Origin of the sequence: Vibrio spartinae (assembly GCF_024347135.1) — a bacterium.
Lineage (GTDB): Bacteria > Pseudomonadota > Gammaproteobacteria > Enterobacterales > Vibrionaceae > Vibrio > Vibrio spartinae.
In genome coordinates this window covers 2,708,291-2,731,004 of the sequence record NZ_AP024907.1, presented here as the reverse complement: position 1 = coordinate 2,731,004, position 22,714 = coordinate 2,708,291, and the positions used below count along the sequence as shown (strand labels likewise).

The following is a 22,714-nucleotide window of genomic DNA, read 5'->3' as shown; positions in this document are numbered from 1 at the left end:
CAAGGAGTTATTATGAAGTGCTCATCCATGAAATATATGGCGCTTATCGGTGTGGTGATGTCCACACCACTGTATGCCGCGGAGCAGACTTTTCCGGTTGATTCATTCAATCAGCTTGTACTGTCAAAAGGTATGAATGCCGAAGTGGTTTGCAGCAGTACACCACAAGTTGTGGCCTCCGGTAAGCAGTATTTACTGGATAAACTGCAACTGGGCGTTACCGGCGACAAGCTTTCTCTGGTGAATGACGGCTATCGTGATGAAGGTTTCTGGCCGGATAAACTGACGGTGAAGATTTATACCAATAAGCCGCTGACATCAGTTGAAGCACAATTTGGTGTTTCGGTTGACGCCGGTGACTGTGCGCTGGCTGATGAACAACTGGCGGTTAAAGGTTCAATGGGCGCGGCTTATGCACTGAAAGGAAACGTCAATACCCTCGATTTGGATATCAGCATGGGGGCTGATTTTAATAGTGAGATCAACGATTTTTATGCGCATAAAGCCAATGTAACCGTTGCGATGGGCGCAAAGGCTAACTTGTGCCATGTTGATACGGTGAATGGTTCCGCTTCAATGGGGGCGAAGGTTGTTTTAGGTAAACAGACGCAAAGTCATCTGTCTGTTTCCATGGGCGGATATAGCACAAGAAGCGATTGTCAGTAATGTAAGCGATTGTCAGTCATGTGCTGCTGATTGGAATAAAAATATGCGCTGTCGGTGCGGACCGGCAGCAATTGAGTCAAGCTGTCGATCAGCAATGATTGAGTGATGGGCATTGCCCGGCACTGACCGCAGCACAACTCTGGCAACAGGGGCTAAAAAAGGGGACAATGGCGCGTTTTTCCAACGAATATGAGTCACATGAGCCAAAAAAGAAAACCGACGAAGGCTAAATCTTCGGTATCTGCGAAACCATTATCTGATGTCAGTGTGAAGAGGGTGGCGGCTCCGAAGGGGCTACATCCACGGAATAAACATCAGGGACGCTACAATTTTGTTGAATTGGTCAAAGCATTACCCGATCTGAAAAAGCATGTCACAAAGAATCCGAATGGTGAACCAACGATCAATTTTGCTGATCCGCTGGCCGTGAAGCTGCTGAATCAAGCGCTGTTGAGCCGATATTATCAGGTAACAACATGGGATATCCCGCAAGGGTATCTCTGCCCGCCAATTCCCGGGCGAGCGGATTATATTCATCGTGCCGCCGATTTGCTGAGTCATGAGCCGGATTTGGTGCTGGCCCAGGTCAAGGCGCTGGATATCGGTGTCGGCGCGAATTGTATCTACCCGATCATCGGTGTCTGTGACTACGATTGGCATTATACTGCCAGTGATATTGATCCGGTCTCAATCAAGAGTGCCAACCGAATCGCGGCAAGTAATGCTGTGCTTCAAGGGAAAGTTGAATGTCGGTTGCAGCAAGACAGTCGCTGTTTATTCAAAGGCATTATTCAGCCGGGAGAGCGCTATCACATCACCACCTGTAATCCGCCATTCCATCAATCACTGCAAGCGGCCTTACAAGGTACCCAGCGAAAGCTGAGTAACCTGAATGCCAACCGCATGAAGCGTGGTCATGCTAATGCTGGTCATAAAAAGAATCAGCCGCAGCCGGCACTGAACTTCGGTGGCCAAAAAGCTGAACTCTGGTGTCCCGGTGGTGAAGCGGTTTTTATTCAAAATATGGCTCTGGAAAGCCGCGAATTTGCCGGGCAGGTCCTCTGGTTTACCACGCTTATCTCCAAGAAAGAGAATGTCCGTTGGATGCAGAAACAATTGCAAAAGGTCGGTGTACAGGAGATACAAATCGTTGAAATGAGCCAAGGGCAGAAGAATAGTCGTTTTATGGCCTGGACATTTATGACCGCACCACAGCGTCAGCAGTGGCTGAAACAGTCTGCTCGGACATCAAAGTAAAGGATCAAGGCGGCTGAATTGGACGAGGATTTAAGTCAAAGTCTTTATGGCTCGCCTGATTTGATTGAATTGGTTGATGTTTTTATCATTATTGATTGATTCCCAAATACTTTGTGTAAAATTATGCACGGATAAATAGACGGCCTCGGCTATTTATATTATTGTCGTTGAGTCTTATTGGATTGCTACTTCAGAGTTTGCCTCTGAAGGCAAAACCGGCGTAGCTTCTTGACTGAAGTCAGCCGGTTTTTTTGTTTTAAACACCATCACCGCTGAAATCAATTAACTGTGATCACCACTGGATGGGAATACATGTTATGAATCAATCTATTGGTAAATTATCAACGCTTTTACTCTCTCTATCATTGGCATTCGGCGGCGCTTCTTCTGCCTTTGCTTACACTGAACAAGTGACGTTAAAGCAAGGCGTGATGACCGGCGTCACTGATTCAAAGTCCGGTACCAATCGCTGGCTGGGTATTCCTTATGCTCAGGCCCCTGTTGGGGCGTTACGTTGGCAACGGCCTCAGCCTCCCAAGGCCAGCCATGAACCTTTTCAGGCCGATCAGCAAGGTAATCTTTGTCCTCAGGTCTCATCCGGTGAGGTGATTGGTCATGAAGATTGTCTGAATCTGAATATCTATCGTCCGAACACCCAACAAACACTGCCTGTTGTGCTTTATATTCATGGTGGCAACAATCAGGGAGGGCGGGCAGATGAGTTTGACCCGAGCCAACTGGCCGTCGATATCAATGCTGTGATTGTCACTTTAAATTACCGTCTGGGAGCGCTGGGTTTCAATCCACTCATGGTGCTGAAATCCGATGATGCTGTTCAGGCTTCCGGTAACTTTTCCTTACTTGATCAGGCGCGGGCTCTGGACTGGATACGCAATCATATCAGTCAGTTTGGCGGGCAGGCTGACAATGTCACGGTCTCTGGGTTTTCAGCCGGTGGACGTGATGTGATGGCGATGCTGATTTCTCCGCTGTTTACCGGTAAGTTCGAGCATGCGATTGTGTTTAGCGGTGGGATGACAACATCACCGGTAGAAGCAAGCCAGAAAGTTTTTCGCCGTGCGTTTGCACCGTTGGTGGTCGAGGATGGGATTCAGCCGGATCAGCAATCCGCTGAAGCGTGGTTGGCGCAAACGACACCGGCAGTCAAAAAGTATCTGCTGGAACTGCCGGCTGATCGGATTGCCCGGTTGATGCAAAACGCTGCGATTCGAATGAGTGTCTTCCCGCATCTCTATCGTGATGGCAAGGTATTACCGCAAGAAGGATTTGCAACGCATCGCTATAATGAAGTCCCGACCATGATGCTGACCGGGCATGATGAGTTCTCTTTCTTTGCTTTAGGTGATCCTTATTTCCGCCAGAAAGAAGACTGGACCACGGATCCGAAAATGGTCAATGAATATGGATTTGTTTATCGATACGGCGGTATGTTGTATCGGTCATTTAATATCGCTGAATCTGCACAAAAAATGGCGGCACATTTCCGGGCTCCGATTTATGCAGGGGAGTTTGATTACGGTTCGGATCCGACAGTCGTTGGCTCTCCGATGAAACATCTGGGGGCATTTCATGGGGTTTTCTTGCCGCTGCTGGATGATCACTTTCGGAAGCCTTATTTAGGAAAAGCATTTGATTCTCCGGGCGCGAAAGCTTTAGGCGCGTTATTTAAGCGTCATCTGAAGGCATTCATTCGCACCGGCCATACCAGTTTTTCTGACGCGACGCGATGGAACCCGTGGAATCTCAAGCGTGAAGATCAAGGACAGACGGTTTACATGATGGATGCGAACCACGATGCAGCCATTGCTTATCGTAGTGAACCAACCTTCACGGTCAAAGATGTCATCGCCATGATTGAAGATGACCATACGATTAGCCAAGAGAGTAAAGTCTATTTGCTGCAACATGTGTTAAACGGTCGTTGGTTCAGTCAGGAACTGGATGAGCACTTTGGTAGTCCGACTTTATGGGCAGAATGAGTTTGTATATGTGCTGGATTGAGAATTTGACTCAGTGAAGGCCGCCTGAGACTTATCTCCGGGCTTCAGCACAATAATCAGCATGATGTTTGAATGCATATGAGTTAAAATATTGTCCGCAACCGCTGCCTGTCAATTGTCGTTCTTTGAACGTTCCCCCCAATGACGGCAGCGTGTTGCAGACAAACCCTGAATTGAGAACACGGGCTTTAACATTGTGGTCTTTGTTTCATATTTATTCAAATCGCCGCTTCATTTAAATCGGTCTGTATCAACCCCGTCTTAATCAAACCAATGCCGAGTTCGGTTAGCAAAACGGACCAACGACAGAAGTCGTCGTCAGAATATGGGATGAACACTCTTGAAGATAACGGCTATTTCGGTGTGATATTCATCATCTGCGCGACAGCTTGGATGTTATTTTTTCTGACAGTAATGTTAAGATACCGAACCGTCATTCATTCTCATTTATGAATCGTCATCATTATCATGTTCAATTGTATTCGTACTCATAGTCGTTTCACATATCGTTCATGGCTGAAGCTCAAGTGGCAACGGTCCATGGCTTGGTGTGGGCTATTCGCCATGTTGATGATTTATATAGCGCCGTTAGTCTCCCAGACGATGGTGATGTCGCAAGCTGGTGTTCATTCTCCAACCATGATGATGCACGAGTCAGCGCCTCATCACCCGAATAGTCAGACAACTGAACATCACGCGACGCATCCAACGACAGTGACCCACCAAGACGCTCATGCATTGCATCATGCATGGTGCGGCTACTGTTCTTTGTTGTTACATATGAGCGCGATAACATACGCACCCCTACAGTTGGCGTCTCACCGCGCTGTATTGGAGTGGCTTCGCGTGACGATGCAACCTTTCTTACTTCGCGCCGAATGGCGTAAAAAACAGCTTCCCCGAGCCCCGCCGCCCGCTTTGTTTTCTTTGATTCATCAACATTGATACAGCCCTGAATCTGAATGATTCAGGGAGATCGTCGTGATACTAAAAAATCACCGGGATTGTAGTTGTGCTGCATCCCGGCAAAGAGAATTAGAAATGAATGTTCAGTCTTCACAAGCACCGGCAACTCTGTTGCTGGCTTTTATTGCGCGGCTTCACTTTTATGTGGGGATTTTCGTCGGTCCTTTTATTTTTATTGCAGCCCTGACAGGGACGCTTTATGTACTGACACCTCAAATTGAGCAGCGGTTATATCATCATGAGCTCACAACCCCGAGCCGGGGGGAGTTTCATACACTGGCGGAGCAGATCCGCGCAGCGCGGGAAAGCTTACCGCAGGATTTAAAACTCAAAGCGGTCCGCCCTTCGATAGGGGAGGGATATACCACACGGGTGATGTTTATTGACCCGGATTTGTATGGTTATGAATCTCAGACAGTGTTTGTCGATCCCGTCACATTAGCGATTCGGGGCAAACTGGCAAGTTATGGTACCAGCGGGATTTTGCCACTGCGTATCAAACTGGATTATCTGCATCAAAATTTGATGTTAGGGCAGTGGGGACGCGTCTACAGTGAATTAGCCGCGTCTTGGTTGTGGATCGCTGCTATGGGTGGTTTGATTTTATGGTGGACGACCCGACGCCGACAAAAGCGGATCCGGCAGCGGGGGAACAATCGTAATACTTATGTTAAACACCGCCGTCGTCATGTTCAGGCCGGTTTAATCATTGTTCTGGGGCTGTTTTTTATCTCAGCGACGGGTTTAACCTGGTCGAAGTGGGCCGGTAGTCATATTGCCGAGTGGCGTCAAGCGATTGGCTGGGTGACGCCTTCCGTATCCAGAGATTTACCCGGACATGAGACATCGATGTCTGGTATGTCCGCTAGTCATGACGCCCATGCCGAACATCACGCCAAACCACAAGATACCCATGGCATCAACCATGCGCAGGATGGGCAATTTGATGGCGTTCTCATGGCGGCAAGGCAGGCCGGTATTGATGCTGCAAAACTGGAAATTGTCCCCGCAAAGACACCTGATAAAGCATGGTTTGTGCGTGAAATTGACCGCGCCTGGCCGACCCAGGTCGATAGTGTTGCTGTTGATGCCCAGAAAATGGTTGTCACCAGCCGGGCTGATTTCGAGCATTTTCCGCTGATTGCAAAACTGATTCGCTGGGGGATTGATGCCCACATGGGGGTTCTGTTTGGTTTACCGAATCAGTTACTACTGGCGGCATTTGGCCTGACGCTATGTATGATGGTGGTTTGGGGCTATCGCATGTGGTGGAAACGACGTCCTGCGGCCGGTTCTCCGGCACAGACATTATTGCAAACCTGGCTGGTGATGCCGATGTTATATCGAGCGCTCGCGGTCATAATTGCGGTGTCACTGGGGTTGGCACTGCCGGTGATGGGCGTGAGCTTGCTGCTGTTTGTCGTGGTTGATGCATTACGCTGGTGGCGTGCCGGGCAAGTGACGAAAACACATTCTGCTTCACTTTGATGATTGGCGGAAATAAAACCTCATTCTCTGGGCCCTCCGGGGAATGAGGTTACGCTTGTTGATTACCAGTCATGGACATTTCTCTTATATCAACAATACTTGTTGAGAGGATGTTACTTTTTGGCTTCCGAAGAGGTGGTGAATAGATATGGCTGACGAAGCATTATCGGGATTAGACACCCAGACGCTGGCACACGTTTTCGAGCACATTGAGATGGCCGTGGTTGTTGCAACTCTGGGCCGGGAAGTTGTGTGTATGAATGCTGCCGCCAGAACATTGTTTCGTTACTCAAGTGAAGAGATTTATCATCAGAGCACCGCGCTGCTCTACGCGGATCAGGATGATTTTATCCGGCTGGGTCAGGAACGTTTCAACACCAATGCCGATGATACAAATGAACCTTATGTTGTCCGTTATATCAATGCTGCCGGTGAGTCTTTTCAGGGACAAACGTCTGGTGGCCTGATCAAAAATGCGCAGGGGACCCCCATCTTTTTTGTGGCAATTATTCAGGACGATTCAGCACGACTTGCAGCCGAAGAAACGCTGAATCGACTGCATCTGATCACGTCATCAAGACAGTTAGCCTTTCAAGAGCGTATTGAGGCCATCTTAGAGTTGGGGACGAGCTACTTTGGTTTACCCATCGGTATTTTCAGTAAAATATCGGGTGATCAGTATATGATTCAACAAGTGATTCACCCGGAAAATGCATTAGAAGCGGGGATGACATTTGAACTCGGCATCACTTATTGCAGTCTTGTTTATCAGGCTAATGATGTACAAGGGTTCTCGCATGTATCAGAGAGCGAGATTGTCACTCATCCTTGTTTTGAAAATTTTGGCCTCGAAGCTTACCTTGGCGTACCGATTTTTGTGGATGGTGAGCGATATGGCACACTCAATTTCTCCAGTATTTGTCCAACGCGGCAATTTATTCGTCAGGATATCGAAATCTTACGGTTACTGGCCGAATGGGTCGGTCACGAAGTCGCTCTTGAGCAAGACTTCAAAGCGTTAGAAACCGCACATGACCAAATGGAAGTTTTAGCCAACACCGATTCTTTAACCGGTCTTGCCAGTCGGAGTTGTATTGAACAGGCGTTACAGGATCAAATCACGTTCGCACTGAAATATAGCAAAAATCTGACGGTTGCGATGATGGATTTCGATCACTTCAAATCGATTAATGATCGGTTTGGTCATCAGGTGGGAGATGAAGTTTTAGCATGTTTCGGTGAGTTGGTCTCGGTGATGGGGCGTAAAGGTGACTTTTACGGTCGTTGGGGAGGAGAAGAGTTTATTGTGCTTTTCCCTGATACCCATATGGCAGGGGTATGCATTGCTTTAAACCGTTTGATGGATAGCCTGAAGCGCACGGATCTGTCAGAGAAATATAGTGGCTTAACACTCACATTGAGTATCGGTGTCACGGCAATGTCACTGAGTGATCATCCACAAAGCATTGTGCAACGCGCGGATCAGCTCCTCTATCAGGCCAAAGCGCTTGGGCGTGATCAAATTCAGCACGATTAAATCGCGGATGAACGGAACATCGCGGGCAATTCGACTGCGCAGACATTCTAAGTGCACTGACCGTATCTCTTCGTCTTGCTCATTTTCTGTGTGGTGACCGAATCAGTCCATTTTCTCGCAATTTTCCTCCTATGCTTTAAATGTCTATATTGATAAAGATCACATTTAGACAATTGGAGTTACGATATTTTTGTTTGTTTTTGTTTGCTTGTTTTTTGTTTGAATCCTATCTCACCATTTATTTCCGATGTTTCTAGAATCAATTTAAATACGAGGGTGAGTGATATGTACAAAGAACTACGCCAAGAAAGGATTATTCAACTGTTGCGCCAACAAGGGCAGGCAACCGTCGAATTTTTGTCTTTACATCTTGGGGTAACGAAAGAAACGATTCGGACGGATTTGTCTAAACTTCAGCAAGACGGAGTATTGATACGTCACCATGGCGGCGCATCGTTGAAAAAACATCTGCTCCAGAACGAATTGCAACAAGATGAAAGTTTGGATATTAGCCATTTGATGCGCACTCATCACCGTAATCGTACTGTGAATTCGCAGCGAGCTTTATCAGCAGCAATGATCGGCAAGGTCTGTGTTTTTGGCGCATTTAACGTCGATATCGTTGCCCGGGTTGACCGTTTTCCTAAAAACGGAGAAACGCTGGTGGCTGAAAATACGACATTCGGACCGGGTGGTAAAGGTGCGAATCAGGCCATCGCGGCTCATGCGGCAGGAGCCCGGGTCCATTTTGCGACCAAGGTTGGGAAAGACCAGTTCAGTCAGTTTGCCAAGAATCATTTCGATGCCTGTGGGATGGAGTCTTTTTCCATCTATGAAACGGATCAGGCTGCAACAGGGAGTGCGGTGATTTATGTCAATGATGTCGGTGAAAATTTCATCGCGATTTGTCCGGGGGCGAACTTGCTGGTTACGGATGAAGAAGTTGCGGAATTGATCCCGTATTTGACCGAATCAAAGGTGCTGTTAGTTCAGTTAGAAAATAATTTTGATGCCATTGACGGGGTGATGAAGCTGGCAAAAGGATTGAATGTCACCGTGATTTTGAATCCTGCTCCTTATTTACCCCAAGTTGATCGGTTTTTTGCAAATACGGACATTCTTACGCCCAATGAGACCGAAGCTTCGCAAATATCCGGCGTGGAAATTACCGATGTGGAATCCGCGAAACAGGCAGCCCAGATTATTCATCAACGAGGGGTACAGAACATCATTATTACCATGGGTAAGCAAGGCGTGGTGCTTTTTGATGGTCAACAGTGTGCCCATATCCCATCGTACAGTGCTGTTGTCGTCGATACGACCGGAGCCGGTGATGCATTCAACGGTGCATTGGCTGCCGCGCTGGCGAAGGGAAAAAGCCTGACTCAGGCAGCTTATTACGCGACCGCTTTTGCATCCCTGTCTGTTGAGAGAGAAGGCGCAGCGAATATGCCGAATAATGCGTTAGTTGAAGCGCGTATGCTTCAGCAGCAAGTCGCAGTTATCGCAATTTAGCGAACCAACTGAATGTTTTTGATATAGATGTTTTTAGGACAGAGAAGATGAAAAAGATTGAAGGCATTGTACCGGTAATGTTGACACCATTTACCGACCAAAACGAAATTGATTACCAAGGGTTAGAGACGTTAATTGACTGGTACATTGCAAATGGTGCCGATGCGCTCTTTGCCGTCTGTCAGTCCAGTGAAATGCTATTTTTGTCGCTTGAAGAACGGGTGGCGTTATCTCAGTTTGTGGTGGATTACACCAATGGACGGATTCCGGTGATTTCTTCCGGCCACATTTCACCTGACATTGATGATCAAATTACTGAGCTGACAGCGATGGCTGCAACGGGGATCGATGCTTTGGTTTTAGTCACCAATCGTCTCGACCCGGACAATCAAGGCACAGCGGCTTTCTTGAATCATCTGAATACATTGATGGATGCCATTCCTGCGGACATGCCATTGGGATTATACGAATGTCCGGCCCCTTATCGACGGTTGTTAACCGATGAAGAGATTCAATTCTGTGCCGATTCCGGCCGCTTTGTTGTGCTGAAAGATGTGAGTTGTGATCTGGAAACGGTGAAACGTCGGGTTCAGTTAACCAAAACGTCACCGCTGGCCATTATTAATGCCAATGCAGCGATTGCTTATGAAGCGATACAGCATGGCTCGAAAGGCTTTAGTGGTGTCTTTACCAATTTCCATCCGGATCTGTATCACTGGCTTTATCACAATGCATCTCAGGCCCCGGAATTTGCACAACAGCTCTCGTGGTTCCTTTCATTGAGCGCAGTGACTGAAACGCTTGGTTACCCGAAAAATGCCAAAGTCTTTCATCAGCGCCTCGGCACATTCAGTTCAGTACACAGCCGCGTGACTGATGATGACGTGTTAGAGAAATATTGGGGCTTAAGTGTCATCCTTGATCAAATCGCGGCATCAGCGCAAGCATATCGGACGACGATGAAAACATTCGATTAAGTCGCCTATAGAGCGACTTTTACCTGAACCTTACCTGAACGAATAAATAATATGACAGGAGCGCCAACATGAAACATCCCCTACAACTTAGTCTGATTACCGCGGCTCTATTAGCTTCAACCAGTGCAATGGCAGCGTGGCCGGATAAACCCATTAAAATTATCGTTCCATGGGGTGCCGGTGGTAACACCGATACTGTCGCCCGTTTAGTTGCAGAAGGGTTGCAAGAGCAACTTGGTGTCAATGTCAACGTCGTCAACCGCACGGGTGGTGCTGGTGTTGTCGGACATGATGCAATGGCCAAGGCGAAGCCCGACGGTTACACGCTGGGGGTTGCAACGGTTGAAATTGCCATGATGCACCATCAGGGGATGACCGATCTGAACTATCAGAACTATACACCGATCACCCGATTAGCCGTGAATTTAGGGGGGATTCAAGTCGCAACCAACTCCCAGTTTAAAGATGTGAATCAATTGACGGATTACATCAAGCAACATCCGGGCAAACTGAAAGCATCCGGAAGCGGGCTAAATTCAGGCTGGCATTTGAATCTGATTGGGATGCTTGATGCGATGGGCGTTCCGACAGACTCCGTTACTTATGTGCCTTCTGAAGGTTCAAGCTCTGCGTTGATGGAACTGGTGTCCGGTGGGATCGACTTTACCACCTCTTCTCCGGGAGAAGCGAAAAGTATGGTTGAAGCCGGTATGGTCAAAAACTTAGCCACAATGGCTGAAACAAATACCGGGCTGTACAAAGATATTCCGGTCTTCCAGCAGGCGACACCATATAAATACAGTTTCTCGACGTGGAATGCTTTAGTGACACCGGCCGGCATTCCTCACGAGGTTCAGGAAAAACTTATTGCCACGATGAAAGCCGTATTTAAAGAAGGAAAACTCCAGAACTTTGCGACCAAGCAAGGGTTTGAAGTGTACCCATTGTACGGTGATGATCTGGGGAACTTTATGAAATCAGAAGATGAGAAATACGGAAAACTCATCAATAAGCTGAAGTAATCATAGCTAAAGTAATCATAGCTAAAGTAATCATAGCTAAAGTAATCATAGCTAAAGTAACCATAGGGGCGGAGGCTGCGGTTTCCGCCCAGACATTTAGCCTGTTGTGATGTGTAATCAATATAGGCTCTCAGAAAAACGTAGGTATCTTATGCGTTCATTACCTCTTTCCCAATTTATTATCGGGATTTTTTCACTGCTTATACTCATTACCAGTATCCAGCAATATGGCGGTATCGGCGCTTATGGCGCGGGGTATATGCCAACAATTCTCAGTGCTTTTTTGTTGCTGTTTACCGTACTGGATGCCGTAATTCACCTTCGCCAGCGGCCGGAAAAATTACAGCTAACGGCTGTGGAAATTCGCGCGTTACTGCTGATTATCGTATCGATTGGATTATTTACCTTTTTAATTTCCTATCTGGGTTTCCTGATTTGTGCGACAGGGTTGTTGTTTGGCCTGATGAGTTTACGTCACCCTAAAAAGATATTCATGAATATGGTCTTTTCGGTGCTGTCTTCAGGGATTATTTATTATGTTTTTGGGCATATCCTGATGGTCGCATTGCCTGAAGGTTTCTGGTCATAGGAGTGAATATGTCTGTTTTCGTTGAAGCATTGCAGTATATCGATATGAGCGCGATTCTGGCGGTGATTGCTGCCGGGTTGTTCGGGCTTATCGTTGGATCAATTCCGGGGCTAACCGCGACTATGGCTGTGGCGCTGATGGTGCCATTTACTTTTTTCATGGATCCGATCCCGGCACTGGCGCTGATGATTTCTATCGGGGCATCGTCAATTTATGCCGGTGATATTCCGGGTGCATTGCTGAGAATTCCCGGGACGCCAGCCTCAGCCGCTTATGTTGCGGACTCAAATGAGCTGGTAAAGCAGGGTAAATTAAATCGCGTACTCGGTATTGGCCTCACCAGTTCGGTCATTGGGGGTGTCATCGGTGCACTGATCCTGATGTTCGCAGCCCCGGCTTTGGCCCGGTTCGCATTAAAATTTAGCTCTTATGAATATATGTGGCTCTCGCTGTTGGGGCTAACCTGTGCAACATTAGTGGTAGGTAACCAACCAGTCAAAGGTATGGTGACGTTATGTCTCGGTTTGCTCCTTGCCTGTGTCGGTTACGATCAGATTACTGGTGTGCCTCGCTTTACATTCGGGCAGGTGAGTATGTTGCAGGGGATCAGCTTCATCCCTGCGATGATCGGTCTGTTTGCCATTTCCGGAGCGATTGAATACTACGCTGATCGGATTACCAGCCAAAAACAAGATGTGATCCCGACCCAGTCGAGTTTTAATCTGTTTAAGGGCGTCCCGAAAACGATGTGGCGCTATAAGTTGAATATTGGTCGTAGTAGTATCTTAGGAACGCTGATTGGTGCGCTGCCGGGAGCCGGCGCTGATATTGCTGCATGGATCGCTTATGCACTGTCACAAAAGTTTTCCAAAAACCCGGAGAAGTACGGGAAAGGCTCTGAAGAAGCCATTATTGATGCGTCATCGAGTAATAATGCGAGCTTAGCCGGTAGCTGGATTCCCTCATTGGTATTTGGTATTCCGGGCGATTCCGCAGCCGCGATTATTATCGGTGTTTTGTATATGAAGGATATGAACCCCGGGCCCACACTGTTCTTATTCCATCCTGAGAAACTTTATGCGGTATTTATACTGTTTTTCATTGCGAATTTGATGCTGCTCCCATTAGCGACCATTGTGGTTAACTTTATCAAGCGCGTGATATTTATTGATAAAGCGATTTTGTATCCGATTATTATTATTTTCAGCACCGTCGGTTCTTTTGCTATTAATAATTCGCTATCTTCAATTGTCGTGATGTTAGGTATGGGCGTCGTCGGGTATTTGCTCCAGCGAGCGCAGTATCCAATTTCTCCAATTATCTTGGGGATGATTCTGGGACCGATGCTAGAGAAAAATCTACTATCGTCACTCATTAAATCAGATGGAAATCTGCTGGCTTTCGTTGAGCGTCCGGTTTCAATGGTACTCGCGACTTGCTTTGCGGTGGTGGTCTTAGTTCAAGTCCGCTCGATTCTGAAATCTTTCAAGCCATAGCAAGATGAAATGAATTAATCGTAGTCATCAGCCTGTGGGCTGATTGCTGCGATTGATAGGCCTTTCGAACAAAGAAAAATGCCACTGATTGACCCAGTGGCATTTTTTGTGTGACAAAAAGGGTGAATGAAACTCACCCTTTTACCTAAATTTTTATACCATATCAATCATAGGTCTTTTGTAATTTTTAAAGTTTTGCAAAGTACTTGCGAATTTGATCGACGGATTCGCCTTTCGCTAAAGCTAATTCTAAAATAACTTTTGATTTCTGTGGGTTATAAAAGCCTGAACCGATCGCATTCTCATGCGTTGAGACATAACCGGTATAAACGCGACTCGCCACGACAACCGGAATCCCTTTTTTCATTGCATCCTTAATCGTATCTTGAATCCAGCTCGGTGTTGAACCGTCTCCCGTACCTGCGATGACAATCCCTTTCGCCCCGTTTTTAATCGCGGCTTTCATCAGTGAATCATCCTGATCCTGATAGCTATACAAAATATCGACCTTTGGCAGCTCTTTGACATTGGAGATGTCAAAATGTGGTTTTTCCATCGGTTGTGTGTTTTTGTAATAAAAGTATGGCTGCCCACTAGTCGGTACTGTCCACATTTGAAGCAGATGCCCCTGCAATGGTTCCGCCTGTTGCGTAGATGGTTACATGAGGTAAATTGTCAGCATAACTTGAGATGCTGGTCAGTAACATCATTGCCGAAACCAAATATCTTTTTTTCATTAGAAAGTCCTTTTAATAGAAAATACTGCAATACCAATACAGCATGATTCATGCCATTAAAATTCAGCGTTTTTAGCCGTTAAAAGGCCTTTCTTGGGTTACTTTGGTGCAATCGGTTACATTTTGCACCAAGTGAAAACAAATTATATTTATTTCAATGGGTTGTATATATTTCATGTTAAGTGATATGAATTCATCTGTGGCAGATATTGTTTACTTATTTATATGAAATTAATGGAATTAAGCTTTTATCATATGAATGCTATGTATGATGCTATTTTCGTCGCTGAATACTGACTGACAGAATCGCCAAAGCGATCCTGTCAGTCGATAAAGAGGCGCCCTGTTATTGCCTTAACTGAGCTTGAGCTGCTATCCCATGGCTAAAAACCAGATCACATCCATGACCTTTCGTATTGTGAATAAATCTCGTATTGTGAATCGAGTGCTTGATTGGGTCTTGAATCATTCACAGTCTCTCTATGATTGACATTATCTGTTATTGAGAATCCGTTATTGAGAAATCCGTTATTGAGAGAGTGATAATGTGGCACCGAAGGCAACCAGTCCGACACCACAAACTTGATTCACTCGGTGTCCAACGCTTTGGAAAACAGATAATATTTTCTTCGAGGTCATAAGATATGCGACCAGACAGAACCACAAGATATGCAAGGCAGAAATGTATAGCCCATAAATCAACGCAAAGGATGTGTTGTTATCTGTGTCTGGAGAGATCAATTGACTAAATACACTGAGAAAAAACAGCATTGTTTTCGGATTCAACATGTTACAAAAAAATCCCTGTGTAAAATATTTCCGGGCCTTATGCGTCGCCTGCGGTGCGGATATCGCGTTACGGTTGAGTGTCAACTTTGAACAGAAAATGCCAGTTATCCCTAAGTAGATTAAGTAGGCTGAGCCGGCATACTTAATCATGCTGAATACAATGATGTTCTGTGATAATAAGTGACTGATGCCAAGGATTGAGTAGCTAATATGGACGCAGACACCGATCCCAATGCCAAGCCCGGTGAGTAAGCCTGCTTTTCGCCCGCTGCTCAGGCTGTTTTTGACCACTAAAACAAAGTCAGCCCCTGGACTTACGACAATTAACAATCCCAAAATTATGTAACTTGTGATTTCCATATCCATTCTCGTACAAGTTGATTTGAGATTATTGTAACGATCATTGAGCAAGTTATAATCGAAAATATTGCACATATTATGTGAGAAAAAATCACAGATGAGACATCTTAAAGCTTTCCATGTTTTTCATGTGGCCGCAGCGTCTGCCAGTTTTACTGAGGCAGCAGATAAACTTCACATTACTCACGGAGCGGTGAGTAAGCAGATTAAGTTATTAGAAGCTCACCTTGCTCAACCTCTGTTTTACAAGCAAGGACGGGGATTAAGACTGACTCCGGAGGGAGAGTTACTGAAGCAGTACACTGACATCGCCTTTGATGCGTTAGATACAGGGATTCATAAGCTAAAGAGTGCCACGGTTGACTATCTTGAAGTTTCCTGCGAGCCGACATTAACCATGCGGTGGCTCATGCCGAGACTTGCGGAGTATTACAAGATATCTGGCATTGATATCCGGTTATCTACCGCAGGAGGCCCCATCACTTTAGGCGAGAGCGGTTTATCGATGGCAATCCGTCGTGATGACTTTGATATACCGTCAAACTATGGGGTACATCCGTTAGTTGAAGAATGGGTCGGGCCGGTGTGTTCTCCTGAATACTGGCGTCAGGTTCAGCATGATTTCTCAACGATTGTTCTGCTTCACAGTGAGACGCGCCGTGGCGCATGGGAACATTGGTCCATTCAGTCAAATCATCAACTCCACCGAAACCAATGCAATCAATCGTTTGACCATTTCTATTTTTGTTTACAAGCGGCTGTCGATGGGCTGGGGGCTGCAATTGGGTCATATCCCTTGGTTACTGATGATTTGAAACATGGCAGGCTGGTTGCGCCTTTTGGCTTTATGTTGTCCGGCTATCATTATGTATTATTGCGGCAGTCAGAAGCGCTGGGCACCCAAGAGCAGCAATTTCAGCAATGGCTTGAAAATAAATTCTTAGCGTGTGTGCCTGCCGCTTGTTTAAGGGAAGGAGATATCTGACCTGAATTAGACAATGTGTGAGGGCAGGTAAACAGCGCTGAACCCAGAGAAAGTTGCCAAGATTCATAACCATAACAGAAAAGCGAAGCACTGAGTGATGAACATTTTCCAATCAAGCGACGTCAGCTAAGGGAAGCCTGACGTCGATTGAACCGTTTTGATTTTGACCTTGTAGCGCGGTCGATTGCTATTGGTAAATCTTCGATTGTGCAGGTTGGTTCGAGCCTCCCCAGCCCCGGTACATGCCTTCGGTGTTGAATGGGAGGGCGATATTGCCTTGGCTATCGACCGCAATCACGCCACCGGTGCCGCCAGTGCTGAGCAGGTCTTTAAATACAACATGGTTGGTGGCTTGCTCTAAGCTTTCGTGTGCCAATGCCATGCGGGATGAAATATTGTGGGCGACGACATGTTTTAGGAAATGCTCACCATGGCCTGTTGCGGACACCGCGCAGGTTTGGTTGTTGGCATAAGTCCCGGCGCCAATGACCGGTGAATCGCCAATCCGACCATATTGCTTGTTCGTGATACCACCGGTTGAGGTCGCGGCAGCCAGATTGCCGTGTTGATCAAACGCAACTGCACCGACAGTACCGTATTTGTAGTCGTTCTGCGTTGGTTCGAGAATGACTTCTTGCGCTTTCAAGGCCGACTGAAGTTGTTGATAGCGCATCTCAGTCGAGAAGTAAGAATTGTCTACTTCGACTAAACCGATATCTCGGACAAACTGCTCTGCGCCTTCACCGCCCAAATAGACGTGTGGGGAGTCGTCCATCACGGCTCGGGCAACGTTAATCGGATTCGGACTGTAACGTATCCCCGATACTGCGCCGGCATCAAGTGTCTTGCCGCACATGATTGACGCATCGAGTTCATGTTTACCGGCGTGATTGAATACCGCGCCTTTACCAGCGTTAAACCACTCGCAATCTTCCAGCATATTGACGGCAACTTGCACGACATCCAGCGCATTTGCACCTTCTTTCAGGCTTGCTAAGCCGTCCTCAATGATGTTTTTTAAGACAGTCGTAATTTCTAATTCTTGTTCAGGGGTTAGTTTCCCCTTAGACATTGCACCTGCACCGCCGTGAATGGCGATAGAGTATTCGTTTAACATAGACATCCTTAGTGGTGAATCAGCTGATTAAGAAACTCGCGCGTACGAGGTGATTTGGGCGCAGAGAAAAATGCTTCAGGGTTGTTTTCTTCAACGATCTGCCCTTGGTCCATAAAAATGACCCGGTCAGCGACTTTGCGGGCGAAGCCCATTTCATGCGTCACGCACAGCATGGTCATCCCTTCACTTGCAAGGTCGGTCATGACATCAAGCACTTCAGCGATCATTTCCGGGTCGAGCGCTGAGGTGGGTTCATCAAATAACATGATTTCAGGATTCATACACAGTGCACGGGCAATCGCAACACGTTGCTGCTGCCCTCCGGAGAGTTGGCTTGGGTATTTGTTGGCTTGCTCGATGATCTTAACTTTTTTCAGCAAACTTAACGCTTTATCAATCGCAACCGGCTCTTTCGTCCCTAAGTTTGACGTCTGCGGTAATACGCAGTTTTCCAGAACAGTCAGGTGAGGAAACAGGTTGAATGATTGAAAACACATCCCGACTTGCTTACGTAGTTCGATCAGGTCTTTGGGGGTGTCATTGACGGCCTGACCGAAAACATTGAGCGCACCTGATTGGTGTTTTTCCAACTGGTTGATACAGCGAATCAGCGTTGATTTTCCTGAGCCGGAAGGGCCGCAGATAACAATACGCTCGCCTTTCTTTACGCTGAGATTAATATCGCGTAGCGCATGATATGAGTCGTACCACTTATTTAAGTTTTTGGTGTTAATGACTTCCATGTAGTGACTTCTCCTAAAGGGGCATTATTTTAAGCGGCGTTCTAAATGAGCAGCGTATTGAGAGAGTGAAAAACAGCAGATGAAGAAAAAGACAGCCAGAAATGCGTACATTTCATTTTCTAATCCGACCCATTTCGCGTTTGAAAGTGTGCTGGATGCCACGCCGACAATGTCTAATACACCAACGATCATCACCAGCGTCGTTTCCTTTAAAATCCCGACGAAGTGATTGAGCAACGATGGAATCGAGTTTTTCAACACCTGCGGCAAAATGATTTGTCCCATCATTTTCCAGTAACCAAAACCAAGTGCCTGAGCGGCTTCAAACTGTCCCTGAGGGATCGACTGAAGCCCCCCGCGAATCGTCTCAGCCATATATGCCGCAGTGAACAGCACCAGTACAGCGACAACCCGCAATAACACATCAAATTGCTGGCCTGGTGGCAAGAACAACTGAATCATGAGCGAAGCCATAAACAGCAAGGTGATGACGGGAACAGAGCGCACCAACTCGATGTAAGCCATACTGAGCCAATGAATCACCGGGCGTTTCGAGCGTCGTCCCAAAGCGAGTAAGATCCCAAGCGGCAGGGCAAATACCATCCCGAAAATAGCCAAAAACAGCGTCAGCATCATGCCGGCGAATTTGGTGGTCGAGATCGTCTCTAAACCAAACGTTCCACCCTTAAGCAGCATCCACATCGCAAACGGCAACACCGCGATATAGCAAAGCATCACGAGTTTGTTGAAACGTTGGATGTACAGCATCGGTATCGCAATGGCCGCCAAACCAAAAGCGACATCGACACGCCATTGTTGAGCTGCGGGATACATGCCATAGGTAAACAGCTCGATCCGATTTACTACGGGGAGCCAGCAGGCGCCACCAGAGACACAGTCTGCTTGGGATGTTCCGACAAAAGTGGCATCAAAAATAAACCAGTTCAGCAGGGTCGGGACCAGCCATACAACAAACAGTAAGCCGATGATGGTGAGACAGGTATTGAATACTGAAGAGAACAGGTTTTGATGGCACCACGCTTTCCACCCCATTTTCATCTCAATGGCAGGGCGAGGTTCAATATATGCCATGGTCGTTTTAGTTTGCATGTTTATTTCCTCCCTACCGCAACGTGTGAGTTGTACCAGTTCATCAACAAGCTGGTCACCAGACTAAATACACAATACGTTCCCATGACAATGAGAATGCATTCAATGGCCTGACCGGTATTGTTTAAGGTGGTACCGCCGGTAGAAGAGACCAGTTCCATGAAGCCGATGACGACACCCAATGATGAGTTCTTAATGATGTTCAGGTAGACACTGGTGATTTGAGGCACCATCGGATAAATGGCTTGTGGCACAATCAATTTCCACATGATGGCTGAATCGTTAAATCCAAGTGCTTTGCCTGCTTCATGCTGACCTTTGGCGACTGACTGAATACAACCACGAACGATTTCCGCAATGTAACTCGCACTGTAAACCGAGAGTGCAATCCACAACGCGACCAGCTCCGGAATCACAATCATTCCGCCCTGAAAATTAAATCCGGTCAGTGCTGGCGTGCTGTAATCGACCTTTCCTGAGATTAAAGTCATGAGAACCATCAACAAGGGGAGCGACACAACGATAGCGAGTAACCGAGGCCACAACACTGGGTTAAATCCGACCCACTGAACCTTTTTGATCACCATTTTTCGATAGCAAAAGGCCACACAACACGAGGCTAGCAGCGCGAGGAAAATATATCCTCCCCAGCCAGAGAATGATAAGTGAGGTATCGCCAAGCCACGGTTAGAAAGGTAGATATTATCGCCGAGTTGAATACTGTTACGAACCGCCGGTAAGCTTAGAAATATGGCATACCACCAAACGAGCTGAACCACGAGAGGTACATTGCGGACAAATTCCACATATGAACGACACAGGCGACTGACCATCCAGTTGTTCGATACGCGACCGACACCGATAATAAAGCCAATAACGGTCGCCAGAATGATGCTTAAAAATGACACAAGCAGTGTGTTGGCAACCCCGACATAGTAGGCTTTTAAGTAGGTATCATTGTGGTTGTAATCAATCAGGCTAAACGAGATGTCATAACCCGCACGTTCATCAAGAAAATCAAAGCCAGTGGTAATGCCGAGTTTGGCTATATTTTCAGAAGCGTTTGTACCTAAGTACCAAAATAAGAGCATCACCGTGATTAAGAGTAAGGCTTGCTGGCCCCAGTCTATCAAGGTTCCTTTGGTCAATTTCATGTGTAATTCCAACCTGTCCATGAAGTGTCAGCCCGCGCAACCGCAGGCTGGCTGTTAAAGAGAATTAACGGAAAGGAGGGGAGTACATTAAACCGCCATTGGTGTACAGCGCATTCGCACCACGTTCAAATTTCAGGGGTGAATTGACACCGACATGGCGTGCAAAAATTTCACCGTAGTTTCCTGTTGCTTGAATCGCTTGCAGTGCCCAGTCTTGTTTGAGACCTAAATCGGTACCAAGGCTACCTTCCGTACCGAGCAGGCGTTTGACCACAGACTTGGGCGACGACTTCGCCAGCTTGGCGGCATTTTGCTGTGTGACATTTAACTCTTCTGCTTCGATAAGCGCGTTACCGACCATGGTGACAATGTCGCGCCATTCGTCATCGCCTTGTTTGACGTAAGGCCCCAGCGGTTCTTTTGAAATCACTTCAGGGAGAATGACATGTTTGGTGGGGTCTTTGAATAGGGTCCGGCGCGCGGCTAAGCCCGTGATATCGTTAGTGAGTGCATCACAACGGCCTTTTTGGTATGCCGCGTACAGCTCTTCTGTCTTTTCAAATACAACGGAACGATAAGTCAGCCCTCTAGCACCGAAGTAGTCTGCCAGATTATGCTCAGACGTCGTCCCCGGAGACAGACAAAACGTTGCGCCATTCAACTCCGCAGCCGATTTAATCCCGAGGGATTTACGGGTCATGAAACCTTGACCGTCGTAAAACCAGACTGTGGTGAAGTCTGCGCCCAGTTTGGCATCGCGAGAGACGGTCCAGGTTGTCGAACGAGAAAGGATATCGATTTCGCCAGAAGCCAGCGATGTGAAGCGGTTTTTTGAAGTCGTGGTAATGTATTCAACTTTTTTCGGGTCACCTAACACAGCCGCTGCGACCGCACGGCAGTAATCCACATCCATACCTGACCATTTACCTTGGTCATTGATGTATGAGAAGCCCATTTTGTCACTTGAAACACCACATTTTAGTGTGCCTCGTTGAATAACATCGTCTTTAAGATTTGCATAACTACCAGCTGAAAAACCAACTGAAATTAAACCATATGCAATAACTGCTATTGACCTTAGTCTCATAATAAATCCTTTTATTTATTACATTTTTATGGGTTTTTAATAAAAATCCCCTTTCCTTCGATGACAATTTATGCGTTTATCTATGTTGATGGGAAGCATTTGATGTCTTGTATTTTGCATGACTTATGCAAAATTTCGATAATGTAAGGATAGAGGAATTGAGAGATGAATGTTCGCTGGTTGAAGGACTTTATCACGTTGGCCGATTGCCAAAAATTTTCATTGGCAGCTCAGTTAAATGCGTCTTCTCAAGCCGCGTTTAGTCGCAGAATTCAGCAGCTAGAACAGCATCTTAGTGTTGAGCTGTTTGATCGAAGCCGGACACCGGTCAAACTAACGCCCGAAGGGAAGCGGCTTTATCCCATCGCCGCAGAAATGGTGCAAATGGCAGAACGTTGTGAAGAGATGGTTGCCAATAAGCCGAACCCGATGGTCTTTGCATCTTTGCATACTTTGGCTTGTAACTTTTTCCCGCAGTGGTTTACACAAATACTGAGTTACATGGAGACCCCGCTGGTCAGTAGTATCGATTCCGGTGTGCGTTCAGTGACGGGGTATCAGGCTGCGTTGCAATCTCAAAGAGCGGATTGTTTACTGTTTTATCAAAGCAACCAAGCGACACGCTATTTTGAATCGGATGAATTCGACGTATTAAAATTGGCGGATGATGCGCTGGTCTGGGTTTGTGGGGCTTTGTTTCCGCTCGAATCCCTAGAGGACGCATCGATTCCACATTTGACGTATGCACCGTCTTCTCAGCTTTTGGAGCTGTCTTTGCCGCTGTTTAACGCCACACCGCAAGCGAAAAAACTCTCGGTTGTTTTTCAATCCACAATTTCTGAATCTTTGTTGCCGATGGCGATACACGGCAACGGCGTGGCTTGTATTCCGTATTCTGTTGCCCGGGAATACATCGATGACGGCCGACTGATACATATTTGGCCGGAATATAGCGAACCACTGGAAATAGTGCTTGTTCGGCTGACCGATTCCAAAAGCCCGCATCCTTACATCAATGAGCTATTTGAACATGCCAAAACGATCGCTGAGCAAGGTGGGAAATGAGGGGGGATGGGGGAAACTATTTTCCCTCACCAC

At 46.8% G+C, this 22,714-nt stretch carries 21 protein-coding genes; 13 read left to right on the top strand and 8 right to left on the bottom strand.

From position 1 onward, the window contains the following. Positions 1–12: 12 nt before the first annotated feature. The 11 genes from OCU60_RS12120 (at position 13) to OCU60_RS12070 (ending at position 13,534) form a co-directional block, all read left to right on the top strand. On the top strand, positions 13–666 hold the full coding sequence (locus OCU60_RS12120) for a GIN domain-containing protein (RefSeq protein WP_139302115.1): 654 nt from the start codon (positions 13–15) through the stop codon (positions 664–666). Positions 667–864: 198 nt separating this feature from the next. After that, a complete protein-coding gene (gene rlmF / locus OCU60_RS12115; protein ID WP_074373148.1) occupies positions 865–1,923 on the top strand; it encodes a 23S rRNA (adenine(1618)-N(6))-methyltransferase RlmF in 1,059 nt (352 codons plus the stop codon). A gap of 317 nt (positions 1,924–2,240) precedes the next feature. Then, a complete protein-coding gene (locus OCU60_RS12110; protein ID WP_074373149.1) occupies positions 2,241–3,923 on the top strand; it encodes a carboxylesterase family protein in 1,683 nt (560 codons plus the stop codon). Between the two features lie 489 nt (positions 3,924–4,412). After that, positions 4,413–4,889, top strand: coding sequence for a DUF2946 domain-containing protein (locus OCU60_RS12105; protein WP_074373150.1), 477 nt, complete (start codon positions 4,413–4,415; stop codon positions 4,887–4,889). Positions 4,890–4,925: 36 nt separating this feature from the next. Further along, the gene (locus OCU60_RS12100) at positions 4,926–6,398 is read left to right on the top strand and encodes a PepSY-associated TM helix domain-containing protein (protein WP_205410493.1); all 1,473 of its coding nucleotides are present in this window, start codon (positions 4,926–4,928) and stop codon (positions 6,396–6,398) included. 148 nt (positions 6,399–6,546) lie between these two features. Continuing rightward, the gene (locus OCU60_RS12095) at positions 6,547–7,935 is read left to right on the top strand and encodes a sensor domain-containing diguanylate cyclase (protein WP_074373152.1); all 1,389 of its coding nucleotides are present in this window, start codon (positions 6,547–6,549) and stop codon (positions 7,933–7,935) included. A gap of 285 nt (positions 7,936–8,220) precedes the next feature. Then, positions 8,221–9,450, top strand: a complete 1,230-nt coding sequence (rbsK, locus tag OCU60_RS12090) for a ribokinase (protein ID WP_074373153.1) — start codon at positions 8,221–8,223, stop codon at positions 9,448–9,450. Between the two features lie 47 nt (positions 9,451–9,497). Next, on the top strand, positions 9,498–10,427 hold the full coding sequence (locus OCU60_RS12085) for a dihydrodipicolinate synthase family protein (protein WP_074373154.1): 930 nt from the start codon (positions 9,498–9,500) through the stop codon (positions 10,425–10,427). Positions 10,428–10,495: 68 nt separating this feature from the next. Then, the gene (locus OCU60_RS12080; RefSeq protein WP_074373155.1) at positions 10,496–11,449 is read left to right on the top strand and encodes a tripartite tricarboxylate transporter substrate binding protein; all 954 of its coding nucleotides are present in this window, start codon (positions 10,496–10,498) and stop codon (positions 11,447–11,449) included. A gap of 151 nt (positions 11,450–11,600) precedes the next feature. Beyond that, positions 11,601–12,038 carry a tripartite tricarboxylate transporter TctB family protein gene (locus OCU60_RS12075; RefSeq protein WP_074373156.1) on the top strand — a complete coding sequence of 146 codons (438 nt, stop codon included), beginning with the start codon at positions 11,601–11,603 and terminating at the stop codon, positions 12,036–12,038. Positions 12,039–12,046: 8 nt separating this feature from the next. After that, entirely contained in the window at positions 12,047–13,534 is a 1,488-nt protein-coding gene (locus tag OCU60_RS12070; RefSeq protein ID WP_074373157.1) for a tripartite tricarboxylate transporter permease, read from the top strand. A gap of 187 nt (positions 13,535–13,721) precedes the next feature. On the opposite strand, the gene OCU60_RS12065 is transcribed toward OCU60_RS12070, so the two are convergent. The 3 genes from OCU60_RS12065 to OCU60_RS12055 form a co-directional block, all read right to left on the bottom strand. Next, positions 13,722–14,090: an L-asparaginase family protein gene (locus OCU60_RS12065; protein ID WP_139302117.1), complete on the bottom strand. Its 369-nt coding sequence runs from the start codon at positions 14,088–14,090 to the stop codon at positions 13,722–13,724. Between the two features lie 37 nt (positions 14,091–14,127). Further along, on the bottom strand, positions 14,128–14,271 hold the full coding sequence (locus OCU60_RS12060) for a hypothetical protein (protein WP_159439463.1): 144 nt from the start codon (positions 14,269–14,271) through the stop codon (positions 14,128–14,130). A 528-nt stretch (positions 14,272–14,799) separates the two neighbouring features. Next, entirely contained in the window at positions 14,800–15,420 is a 621-nt protein-coding gene (locus OCU60_RS12055) for a LysE family translocator (protein ID WP_074373508.1), read from the bottom strand. 97 nt (positions 15,421–15,517) lie between these two features. Here OCU60_RS12055 and OCU60_RS12050 point away from each other — a divergent pair, with 97 nt between their 5' ends. Continuing rightward, the gene (locus OCU60_RS12050; RefSeq protein WP_074373159.1) at positions 15,518–16,405 is read left to right on the top strand and encodes a LysR family transcriptional regulator; all 888 of its coding nucleotides are present in this window, start codon (positions 15,518–15,520) and stop codon (positions 16,403–16,405) included. 187 nt (positions 16,406–16,592) lie between these two features. Here the strand turns inward: OCU60_RS12050 and OCU60_RS12045 are convergent, their stop codons facing one another. The 5 genes from OCU60_RS12045 to OCU60_RS12025 all read right to left on the bottom strand — a co-directional run bounded on the left by OCU60_RS12045 (position 16,593) and on the right by OCU60_RS12025 (position 21,616). After that, positions 16,593–17,522, bottom strand: a complete 930-nt coding sequence (locus OCU60_RS12045) for an isoaspartyl peptidase/L-asparaginase family protein (RefSeq protein WP_074373160.1) — start codon at positions 17,520–17,522, stop codon at positions 16,593–16,595. A gap of 8 nt (positions 17,523–17,530) precedes the next feature. Further along, on the bottom strand, positions 17,531–18,265 hold the full coding sequence (locus OCU60_RS12040; protein ID WP_074373161.1) for an amino acid ABC transporter ATP-binding protein: 735 nt from the start codon (positions 18,263–18,265) through the stop codon (positions 17,531–17,533). 24 nt (positions 18,266–18,289) lie between these two features. Beyond that, positions 18,290–19,375, bottom strand: coding sequence for an amino acid ABC transporter permease (locus OCU60_RS12035; RefSeq protein WP_074373162.1), 1,086 nt, complete (start codon positions 19,373–19,375; stop codon positions 18,290–18,292). Positions 19,376–19,377: 2 nt separating this feature from the next. Continuing rightward, the gene (locus tag OCU60_RS12030; RefSeq protein WP_074373163.1) at positions 19,378–20,529 is read right to left on the bottom strand and encodes an amino acid ABC transporter permease; all 1,152 of its coding nucleotides are present in this window, start codon (positions 20,527–20,529) and stop codon (positions 19,378–19,380) included. A 64-nt stretch (positions 20,530–20,593) separates the two neighbouring features. Then, the gene (locus OCU60_RS12025; RefSeq protein ID WP_074373164.1) at positions 20,594–21,616 is read right to left on the bottom strand and encodes an amino acid ABC transporter substrate-binding protein; all 1,023 of its coding nucleotides are present in this window, start codon (positions 21,614–21,616) and stop codon (positions 20,594–20,596) included. A 165-nt stretch (positions 21,617–21,781) separates the two neighbouring features. Here OCU60_RS12025 and OCU60_RS12020 point away from each other — a divergent pair, with 165 nt between their 5' ends. Beyond that, complete coding sequence (locus OCU60_RS12020; protein ID WP_074373165.1) at positions 21,782–22,681, top strand: LysR family transcriptional regulator; 900 nt, start codon at positions 21,782–21,784, stop codon at positions 22,679–22,681. Positions 22,682–22,714 lie beyond the last annotated feature (33 nt).